We start from the raw sequence: 2,938 nt of genomic DNA, 5'->3' as shown, positions 1-2,938 counted from the left end.
CCCACCGGATGTCCGAAGAGCCCCACATCTCCACATGGTGACTTGCCTCGAATCGTCGTGCAATCTCCGTGCTGCTTCGTTCGATGAACGCCGCGATCACGCCGAGCTCCACGGCGGTCCGCATGCGGGCTTCAGCTCCGTCGGGAAATCCGCGTTCGAGCAGTGCGAAGGTTTCGTTAGTTGCGGTCATGGCCCGCTGGAGCAGTCCTGCCAAGCTTGAACTCTGCGCCTGCCGACGTAAGGGTGAGCATCCCGTCTCCGATTTGGGCGAGACCAGCCGACTTGAGGAATCTGCCGTACTCGCCCCAGGTGAGCGGCGCGGTCGTTGCCGGTGCTCCGATGCTGGTCTTGTGGCCGAAGACGTCGGCGCTGAGATCGGGACGGGCTTCCATTGCCGTGGCCGCACCGGCATCGACTTGATCCACAAGCTCAAGTACGAGTCCGACCCAGGCGCGCTTGCCGCCATGAAGTGCGGGAAACGTTGCTCCTTGTCGTCGCCACAGGGCCCGCTGTTCGAGCAGAGTGGTCTCGTCGAGGGCTTTCTGCGGAATCATGGATGGATTCTATGGCATCGTTTTGAGTCTTATTGAGACCCAGGAGGACGTGCGCGCGAGGACCTCAATCGGGCCGGTGACGATTCCCAAGAGCACGGGTGCCGTGCGGCTCAGTGGTTCCTCCGCAGGCTCTCTTGGCTTAGCAAGGTGGACGCCACCCTCGACGTTCACGTAATACTTGATGACCTGCCCGATGGAAAGCTTCTCGCCTTCGATCTCTGGAAATCGATCACTTCAGCGCGGGTATGCGTGCGTTGGCGCGGCTTTCCGGAGCGTGAGGACTCCCCGGGCGCGCCGAAAAGGAGACCGGCGCCGACTGCACAGCCTTATCCGCGACCGCGAGGCGCGACCGACTCGCTAGTGCCGTACACCCGCGTCCGGCCCATGGCGATCCTCGAACGCACGGAGCGCGCGCCTCGCGCGGTGGGTCTCGACGATACCGACGATGATCCCGGCGGTGAACACGATGATGCTGAGGACGCGCCACAACCCGGCGGGCGCATCGAGGAGGAACGCGACCGTCCAGCCGACCGTCATCACCGAGGAGAACACGATCGCGTAGACGCCCCAGTTCCGCCGCCGTTCCAGCGCCATGCGCTGCTGGATGAGCGACGGCTCCGGTCCGCCCACGGGCCCGCTCATACCCGGAGGGAGGAACCCTCGTCGCTCGCGGCCGGAATCGGAACCGCAGCGCCGGAGCGTGTGCGGAACCACAGGGTGAGCTCGAACAGGGCGCGCTCCATCGTGGAGGCGTCCGCGCCGTCGACGAGGTCGTCGAAGGAGTCGCGGAAGCCCGTGGGGGCGGCGGTGCTCGCCGTGCGGAACGACCGGTAGCCCATCGACCAGTCGGAGAAGAGCCGGGCCGTGATCGGCGTCTCCAGCAGGATGCGCATCGCGCGGTGTCGTGGATCGTCGGCGATCGTGTCGACGAGTCGGCGCACGGCCTCGACCGGTCCTTCGAGGACCTGGAGGAAGCGTCCCTGGCGGAAGAGGAGGAGGCCCGTGATGTCGCGGGCCGCGTTCGACCGGCGGCACTGCTCGAGGAGCTGCTCCAGAGCGGTCTCACGGAACGGCTGCGCCGCCGTGCTGGTGTAGACGAGGCGGAGCAGCCCGTCGGCCCTGGCCGCCGTCACCCCTGCACCAGCTCCGAAGCGCCGAGGGCGGCGTCGCCCTCTGAGGGGCCGGCGTGGGCGACGACCTCCGTGGTCGCGTCGCTCAACGTGGCGTGCAGACCGAGCGGCTGCGCGGACGCGGAGAACGCGGCGAAGCGGCCGTCGGGCTGACGGTCGACGTAGCCGAGGAAGTCTCCGCCACGGCTTCCGACATGGAAGCCGTCCTCGACGCACGCCCAGAGGACATCCGATGCGGGGTGGGGGGAATCAGGCACGGCTCCACCCTACGGCGGGCGGCCGACATCGCCCCGGGCCTTGCGCTGACCCGCCTCGATATGGCACACGCACCGAACGCCGCCTCAGTCGCCGGCGCGCGGTCGTCCCGGCTCCCGCCAGCGCGGCGGCACCGGGGCCGGGGTGATCGGCTCGACGCGGTCCGGCGTCGGCAGTTTCGACGGAACGCCGGCGTGCAGGACGAGCTCCTCGCCCGCGTGCCGGATCGTCACCGGTTCGCCAGCGCTCAGCCGGTAGGTCGTCTCCGCCGGCGTGATGTCGACGTGCAGGATGCAGCCGTGCAGCCGCACCCCGAACGCGAGACGGGTCACCCCGTCGGGGAGCTGCGGCCGGAAGGACAGGCCGTCGTCTCCCTCCCGCATGCCGCCGTAGCCGGCCGTGACTCCCGTCCAGATGCCGGCGAGGGCCGCGATGTGCAGTCCCTCGTCCGTGTTGCCGTGGAGATCGTCCAGGTCGAGGGCCGCGAGCTCCGCGAGGTACGCCGATGCGAGCTCGAGATGACCCACCTCGGCGGCGATCACGGCCTGCGCGGCCGGGGAGAGCGAGGAGTCACGCACGGTGAGGGCGTCGTAGTAGGCGAACGCCCTGGCCTTCTCCTCCCACGTGAACTCCTCGTGCGCGGTGTAGAGCGCCAGCACGAGGTCGGCCTGCTTCAGCACCTGTTTGCGATAGAGGTCGAAGTAGGGGAAGTGACTGTGCAGCGGATAGTCGTCGGGGCCGGTGGCGTCGAAGTCCCACCGGGCGTGCGCGGTGAATCCCGCCGACTGCGGGTGCACCTTCCGATCCTCGTCGTAGAGCACGGTCATGCCGGCGGCGGCGGCCTCCCACGCGGAGATCTCGTCGTCGTCCACGCCGAGGCGGGCGGCGACGTCCGGATGCCTCCGGACGGCTGCCACCGCTCCGCGGAGGTTCCGGCGGGCGGAGAGGTTGGTGTAGACATTGTCGTCGACCACGGCGGTGTACTCGTCCGGACCGGTG

General features: G+C 68.7%; 6 protein-coding genes. All 6 read right to left on the bottom strand.

What is annotated here, in order from left to right:
• A partial coding sequence (locus B2W79_RS05070; RefSeq protein WP_292787612.1) for a DUF5677 domain-containing protein occupies window positions 1–190 on the bottom strand: 190 nt, incomplete at its 3' end.
• Window positions 177–554: a hypothetical protein gene (locus tag B2W79_RS05065; protein WP_143049253.1), complete on the bottom strand. Its 378-nt coding sequence runs from the start codon at window positions 552–554 to the stop codon at window positions 177–179. The genes B2W79_RS05070 and B2W79_RS05065, both read right to left, overlap by 14 nt.
• 357 nt (window positions 555–911) lie before the next feature.
• On the bottom strand, window positions 912–1,196 hold the full coding sequence (locus B2W79_RS05060; RefSeq protein ID WP_292787610.1) for a hypothetical protein: 285 nt from the start codon (window positions 1,194–1,196) through the stop codon (window positions 912–914).
• On the bottom strand, window positions 1,193–1,687 hold the full coding sequence (locus tag B2W79_RS05055; RefSeq protein ID WP_292787608.1) for a BLUF domain-containing protein: 495 nt from the start codon (window positions 1,685–1,687) through the stop codon (window positions 1,193–1,195). The genes B2W79_RS05060 and B2W79_RS05055 overlap by 4 nt, the downstream gene beginning before the upstream one ends.
• Window positions 1,684–1,941, bottom strand: coding sequence for a hypothetical protein (locus tag B2W79_RS05050; RefSeq protein ID WP_292787606.1), 258 nt, complete (start codon window positions 1,939–1,941; stop codon window positions 1,684–1,686). The genes B2W79_RS05055 and B2W79_RS05050 overlap by 4 nt, the downstream gene beginning before the upstream one ends.
• 84 nt (window positions 1,942–2,025) lie before the next feature.
• Window positions 2,026–2,938: glycosyl hydrolase family 65 protein (locus tag B2W79_RS05045; protein ID WP_292787604.1), on the bottom strand; the 913-nt coding region annotated here is incomplete at its 5' end.

It is taken from the genome of Microbacterium sp. UBA7513 (assembly GCF_002478345.1).
Lineage (GTDB): Bacteria > Actinomycetota > Actinomycetes > Actinomycetales > Microbacteriaceae > Microbacterium.
This window is presented reverse-complemented; position numbering and strand designations above follow the sequence as displayed.

Excerpts from the sequence above, each read along its gene's own strand:
- B2W79_RS05065 (WP_143049253.1), bottom strand. The coding sequence starts at position 554 with ATGATTCCGCAGAAAGCCCTCGACGAGACCACTCTGCTCGAACAGCGG.
- B2W79_RS05060 (WP_292787610.1), bottom strand. The coding sequence starts at position 1,196 with ATGAGCGGGCCCGTGGGCGGACCGGAGCCGTCGCTCATCCAGCAGCGC.